This window comes from Myceligenerans pegani, assembly GCF_014892515.1.
Taxonomy (GTDB): domain Bacteria; phylum Actinomycetota; class Actinomycetes; order Actinomycetales; family Cellulomonadaceae; genus Myceligenerans; species Myceligenerans pegani.
On record NZ_JADBGR010000097.1, the window covers coordinates 82,598 to 89,003 of the forward strand.

General features: G+C 74.6%; 4 protein-coding genes. 3 read left to right on the forward strand and 1 reads right to left on the reverse strand.

The window, feature by feature from the left end:
- Positions 1-16: 16 nt before the first annotated feature.
- Positions 17-1,852 carry a serine/threonine-protein kinase gene (locus IIE03_RS16475; protein WP_192863847.1) on the forward strand — a complete coding sequence of 612 codons (1,836 nt, stop codon included), beginning with the start codon at positions 17-19 and terminating at the stop codon, positions 1,850-1,852.
- On the opposite strand, the gene IIE03_RS16480 is transcribed toward IIE03_RS16475, so the two are convergent.
- Positions 1,849-3,870: an amylo-alpha-1,6-glucosidase gene (locus tag IIE03_RS16480; RefSeq protein WP_192863848.1), complete on the reverse strand. Its 2,022-nt coding sequence runs from the start codon at positions 3,868-3,870 to the stop codon at positions 1,849-1,851. The two genes, IIE03_RS16475 and IIE03_RS16480, sit on opposite strands and share 4 nt — an antisense overlap.
- Positions 3,871-3,995: 125 nt before the next feature.
- Here IIE03_RS16480 and IIE03_RS16485 point away from each other — a divergent pair, with 125 nt between their 5' ends.
- Together IIE03_RS16485 and IIE03_RS16490 are read left to right on the forward strand one after the other, a co-directional pair.
- Positions 3,996-5,081, forward strand: a complete 1,086-nt coding sequence (locus tag IIE03_RS16485) for a LacI family DNA-binding transcriptional regulator (protein WP_192863849.1) — start codon at positions 3,996-3,998, stop codon at positions 5,079-5,081.
- 31 nt (positions 5,082-5,112) lie between these two features.
- The gene (locus IIE03_RS16490; RefSeq protein ID WP_192863850.1) at positions 5,113-6,378 is read left to right on the forward strand and encodes a sugar ABC transporter substrate-binding protein; all 1,266 of its coding nucleotides are present in this window, start codon (positions 5,113-5,115) and stop codon (positions 6,376-6,378) included.
- Positions 6,379-6,406 lie beyond the last annotated feature (28 nt).

A 6,406-nucleotide genomic window follows, 5' to 3' on the forward strand; every position in this document is an offset into this window, starting at 1 on the left:
GAGGAAGGACGGTCCGGTGCCCCAGGACGTGCCCGCGCAGTGGTCGATCCCCCAGGCCGAGCCCGCGGCACTGGTACCCGGCGACCCGCACACCATCGGGCCGTTCCGGATCCGCGGGCGGATCGGCAGCGGAGGCATGGGGTCCGTGTACCTCGGGACCGACCGCCGCGGCCGGCAGGTCGCCGTCAAGGTCATCCGGGGCGACCAGCTGTACGACGGCGAGTTCCGGGCGCGCTTCCGCCGTGAGGTGAAGGCTGCCGCCGGGGTACGCAGCAGGTTCTTCGCGAACCTGGTCGACGCCGATCCCGAGGCGGAGCTGCCCTGGCTCGCCACCGAGTACGTCCCCGGCCCCACCCTGTCGCGGGCGCTGGCGGAGCAGGGGCCGTTGCCGCGGGCCGCGGTCCTGACGCTGGTCGCCGGTATCGCCGAGGCGCTGCATGCCATCCACGGCGCGGGCCTGGTGCACCGCGACGTGAAGCCGTCCAACGTGATCCTCGGGCCGGACGGTCCCTGCCTGATCGACCTGGGCGTCGTGGCGCTGAACGACGCGACGCGCGTGACCATGACGGGCCAGCCCGTCGGCACGCCCCTGTACATGGCGCCGGAGCAGGCGGAGGCCGGGCGGACGACGCCGGCAGCCGACGTCTGGTCCCTCGGCGCCCTGGCCTACCGCGCCGCCACCGGCAAGGCCCTCTTCGAGGGGGAGCACCCGGCCGTCGTGTTGTACCGGGTCGCGGCGCAGGAGCCGTCGTACGACGACTGCCCGGACTACCTGCGGCCGCTCCTCGACGCGTGCCTGGTCAGGGATCCGGCGCGGCGGCCGACGATCGAGGCGATCCTCCAGGTGTCGGGGCTCCGGGAGCTGGCGGATGCGGCTGCCGGCGGGCGTGCCGCACCGGACGCCGGGCCGCGCGAGGGCGGCGGTGCGCGCGAGCAGGCCGCGTCGGCGGCGCGTGCCGCGTGGGACACGCAGGCCGGGAAGGGTCTGTCCGGTTGGCCCGTGGACGATCTCGAGGTCGAACCAACGATCACGTACCGAGGCGCCGACCAGGGACCTGGCCGGCCACGCGCCGGCCGACCGGACGAGCGGCACGGGGGCGGGAACACCGCGAGCGACGCGCCGGCCGCGGCCACTCTGGTCGGTCGGTCCGTGAATGATCGGCAGATCGAACGGCCGATCGCTCACCGAAGTGCCGACCAGGGACCCGGTCGGTCACCGCGTGACCGACCGGGTCGGCAAGTCGGCGCCCCGCCCGCGCCCCGCCGTCGTGCGTCGCGCGGGCTCGTCGCCGCCGGGGCCGTGGCCGGGGTCGCGGTGCTCGCCGGGGCGACGTTCGGCGTCCTGCAGCTGCTCGATCCGGATCCGGGAGGAGCCGGTGCGGCGGAGCCGACGTCGGGCCGCACCGCGGGCGCGCGTCCCTCGCCGTCCGGGGACCCCACCACCCGGGCGGCCCCGACCGCCACGCCGCCCGACGGCAGCGACGACAACCCCTGGGCGCAGGGCACTGTCAAGCGGCTCGGCGAGGCCTCGTGCTGGAAGGCCGGGGTCGACGGCGTGCAGGGGCGCGTGGTCACGCTGACCATCGCCTGCGACCAGGCGGGAACGCCCGAGTACCCCGCGCAGACCCCGAGCGAGTGGCTCGGCGTCTACGCCGTCGCGGCCGACGGGACCACCCGCCCCAGCGTCCCCGAGGAGGCGTCCGCGACCGACACGTTCTGGACCCACGGCGACGTCACCGACCCGGCCGAGGTGACGCTCACGGTCACCCTGCCGGACCTCGGGAAGCCGCTGGACACCGTCGCGGTCCGGCACAAGTACGGCTACGGCTGGTCGTGGGCGGCGCAACGCTAGGCGTCGCCGATCGACAGCGTGGCGCCCGCGTGGGCGTCGACGTCGACCGTGGCCGTCCTCCCGGCGACGCGCAGTCCCTCGACCCGGAGCGCCCCGACCGGTGACGGGACGATCGGCGCGATGTCGAGCCCGCCGTCGGACGGGGAGAGTCCGAGGATCGCGGTGAGCAGCACGACGGCGGAGGCCGCCGACCACCCCTGCGGGTGACACGCGGCCGGGTAGGGCAGGGGGCCGGGCCCGTCGCCCACCGCGTTGCCGCCGTACAGCTCGGGCAGCTGGTAGCCCATGTGCGGAGCGGCGTCGAGCAGGCCCCGCACGAGCACCGCCGCCTCCTCGCCCAGCCCCGCTCGGGCCATGCCGAGCAGGGTGACCGCGGTGTCGTGCGTCCACACGGTGCCGCCGTGGTACCGCAACGGCCAGTAGCCGGCCGACCGGGACGACAGCGTGCGCAGCCCGTAGCCCGAGCTCATGTCCGGCGCCACGAGCCGCCGCGCGACCAGTCGCTCCTCCTCGGGATCGAGCAGGCCCGTGCCGAGCAGATGGCCCATGTTCGAGGTGACCGAGTCCACGGGGGCGCCGTGCCGGTCGAGCGCGATCGCGACGTACGGGCCGTCGTCGTCGGACAGCCAGAACCGCTTCCGGAACCGGGAGCTGAGATCCGCGGCCCAGGCACGCCACTCACCCGCGCCCTCCCGCCCGAACGCGTCGAGCAGCTCCGCGCCGCCCATGGCGGCCTCGTACGCGTAGGCCTGCACCTCGCTCAGCGCGATCGGCCCCTCGGCGAGCGTGCCGTCGCGCCACTGGACCGCGTCACCGGAATCCTTCCAGCCCTGGTTGCTCAGCCCGTGTCCCGACTCGTCGGCGTAGTCGAGGAACCCGTCGCCGTCGTTGTCGCCGTGGTCCCGCATCCAGGCGAGCGCGTGCTCCAGCGCCGGGAGCAGCCCCTCGACGTCGTCGGCCGCCAGGCCCCACCGCCACGCGTCGTGCAACAGGCAGATCCACAGGCTCGTGGCGTCGACCGTGCCGTAGTACAGCGGCGGAAGCACCGTGCCCCCGCCGACGTCGAGGTCGCCGCCGCGGATCTCGTGCAGGATCTTGCCGGGCTGCTCGGCCGTCTCCGTGTCGGTGACCGTGCCCTGCCGTGCGGCGAGCGTCCGCAGCGTGCCCCGTGCCAGGTCCGTACCGAGCGGGAGCAGCATGCGGGCGGCCCAGAGCGAGTCGCGCCCGAACAGTGTGAAGAACCACGGCGCCCCCGCCGCCAGGAAGGTCTCCTCCGGCGCGAAACCGGCGCTCATGCGCAGCCCCGCCAGGTCCTCGAGAGAGCGGGCGACCAGGGCGGCGAGCCGCCTGTCGTCCGCCTCCACCACGGGGACCGACCACTCGGGCGCGGCGCTCGCCGGCGCCGACACCACGCCCGGCGCGCGCGTCCGGACCGACCAGTCGAGCGTCAGCGGGCGTCCCGGCGGGACCGTGACGTCCCAGGTGAGCGTGGCGCCGTCGGCGTCGGCAGCGACGGACGCGCCGGGCGCCGCGACCACGACGCCGACGTCGCCCTCGTGCCATGACACGCCCTCGCCCGTCACGGCAGGTGGCAGGGGAGACGACGGCGTGCCCTGCTTGATCCGCTCCAGGGGCGCGAGGTCGCTCGCCACGCGGAGGGTCACGCGCCCCGCGACGGGCTCGGCGGTGGCGCTGGACAGCTCGAGCCGCTCGGCGACGTGTCCCGGGCGGACGGTCCGACGGCGGCACAGTATGACCGTCGGGTCGGCACCCGGCGTGTCGATCATGCGCAGGAGGCCGACCGCCTCCAGCTCGCCCGGCCCGGTCCGGCCGGCCGAGACGCTCTCGGGCAGCACGCCGTTCACGCGCACGACGGCGGAGCTGAGCGCGCGCACGTCGGCGTGGTACACGCCCTGCGCGCCGTTCGGGTGGACCTGCCCGTCCCCGGCGGACCAGACCTGGCTGGGGGCCTGGAGCGTGACGAGCAGGTCGTGCAGGAAGGGCTGGACTCCAGCCATGGCGGCGACTCCTTCGGCGCGAAAAGCGCAGCGACTTGAACGATCCAAGAGTTCACGCTACCGTCCACTCTTGGATCGTTCAAACCCGGCTCGGCGACGAGCCGGCACGTCGCGAGGGAGCGCACATGACACAGGCGTCGACGCCCACGCTGGTCACGGTGGCCGAGCGGGCAGGCGTGTCCCGCCAGACGGTCTCCAACGTGCTGAACTCGCCCGAGATCGTGCGGCCGGACACCCGCGAGCGGGTCCTGCGGGCGATCGACGAGCTCGGCTACCGGACCAACGTCGTGGCGCGCCAGTTGCGCACCCGCCGCTCCTTCCTGCTCGGGCTGCGGATGCCCCCGGCGGCGGACGGCATCAGCGGCCAGGTGCTCGACCGCTTCCTGCACGCGCTCACCGAGGAGGCGCAAGGCTCGGGCCTGCGCATCATGCTCTTCGCGGCCGCGGACGACGAGGCCGAGATCCGCGAGTACGAGAACCTGCGCACGACCACGGGGATCGACGGGTTCGTCCTGACCGCCACCCACTCCGGCGACACGCGGACCCGGTGGCTGAGCGACCACGACATCCCCTTCGCCACGTTCGGCCGTCCGTGGGACCCGGAACCCGCCGGAAGGGCCGCGGAGGCCTCCGCCGAGGGCGTGCCGCCCAAGCCGGGCCACCACGCCTGGGTCGACATCGACGGCCGCGCAGGGACGCGCGCCGCCACCAGGCACCTGCTCGACGCCGGCCATCGCCGCATCGCGTTCCTCGGCTGGCCGGAGGGTTCGGGCGTGGGCGACGACCGTCACGCCGGCTGGCTCGCCGCCTACGAGGAGGCCGGGCTGGAGCACGCCGTCGTGCAGCGCGCGGAGGACGGCGTCGCCGAAGGAACCGCGGCCGCGAACCGCGCGCTCGCCGATCCCGGTGTCACCGCGCTGGTCTGCGTCAGCGACTCGATCGCGCTCGGTGCGCTCGAGGCCGTGCGAGAGCTCGCCCGCTCCGAGCCGGACCGGGCACCCGTCGCGATCACCGGCTTCGACGACACCCCCGTGGCCGGCGCGGTCGGCCTGACGAGCGTCGCTCAGCCCATCGACCAGGTGGCCGCCCGCATCGTCGAGCAGCTGCGTGCCCAGATCGACGGCCGGCCCGAAGACGTCCCGGACCACCAGGTCCTCATCGAACCCCGGCTCGTCGTGCGCACGACGAGCCGTACCGAGCACCGCCGGTAGCGGCGGCTCCCGCTCCGAAGGAGAAGGAACCATGTCAACGACGACCACATCGACGAACCGCCGGGCCGTGCGCCGGCGGCTCGCGGTCCTCACCGCCGCGGCCGCGACGCTGGCCCTGGCCGCGTGCGGCGGATCCGGCTTCGACGACGGCCAGACCGGCGACGGAGGCGACGGGGGCGACGCCGGTGGCCCGCTGGAGGTGCTCATCGGCTCGTCCGGCGACGCCGAGACCCGGGCGGTGACCGAGGCGCTGGACGCGTGGTCGGCCGAGTCGGGCACCGAGGCGAACCTCAGCGTCGCGGCCGACCTGCCGCAGCAGCTCAGCCAGGGCTTCGCGGCGGGCTCGCCGCCCGACCTGTTCTACGTGAGCGTCGACGGCTTCCCCGGCTACGCCGCCAACGGCTCGCTCGAGCCGTACGGCGACCAGATCGAGGCGGACTTCTACCCGACGCTCGTCGAGTCGTTCACCTACGACGACACCTTCTACTGCGCCCCGAAGGACTTCTCGACGCTCGCGCTGATCATCAACGACGACGCATGGGAGGAGGCCGGGCTCACCGCGTCGGACCACCCGGCCACCTGGGAGGACCTGCGCTCGGTCGCCGAGCGGCTCACCACCGACGACCAGGTGGGCCTCACCTTCGGGCCCGAGTGGCAGCGCGTCGGCGCGTTCATGGCTCAGGCGGGCGGCGGACTCCTCGACGACGCCGGCTCGGCGGCCGTCGACAGCCCCGAGAACGCCGAGGCGCTCGCCTTCGTGCAGGACATGCTCGCCGACGGCATCGCCGCCTACCCGTCCGCGGTCGACGCGGGCTGGGGTGGCGAGGCGTTCGGCCTGCAGGCCGCGGCCATGACCATCGAGGGCAACTGGGTCACCGGCGCGCTGGCCAACGACTTCCCGGACGTCGACTACACCGTGGTCCCGCTGCCCAGCGGCCCGGGCGGCGCCGGGACCCTGCAGTTCACCAACTGCTGGGGCGTCGCGGCCGACTCGCAGAACAAGGAGGCCGCGATCGACCTGGTGCGTCACCTCGTCGCCGACGAGCAGCAGATGACGTTCGCCGAGGGCTTCGGCGTCATGCCGTCCGTCGCCTCCGTGCGCGACCGGTGGAGCGAGGAGTTCCCCGAGCAGGCGGCCTTCCTGGACGGGGTCGACGACGCGCAGGGCGTGCCGCCGCTCGAGGGCGTCTCCGAGGTGATCGCGGACTTCAACGCCCAGCTCGAAGGTCTCGCCGGCGGCGACCCGCAGGCGATCCTCAGCTCCGTGCAGTCGTCGATGGAGGCGGTCGCGCCGTGACGACCGACAGGCCGGCCGGGACGACGGC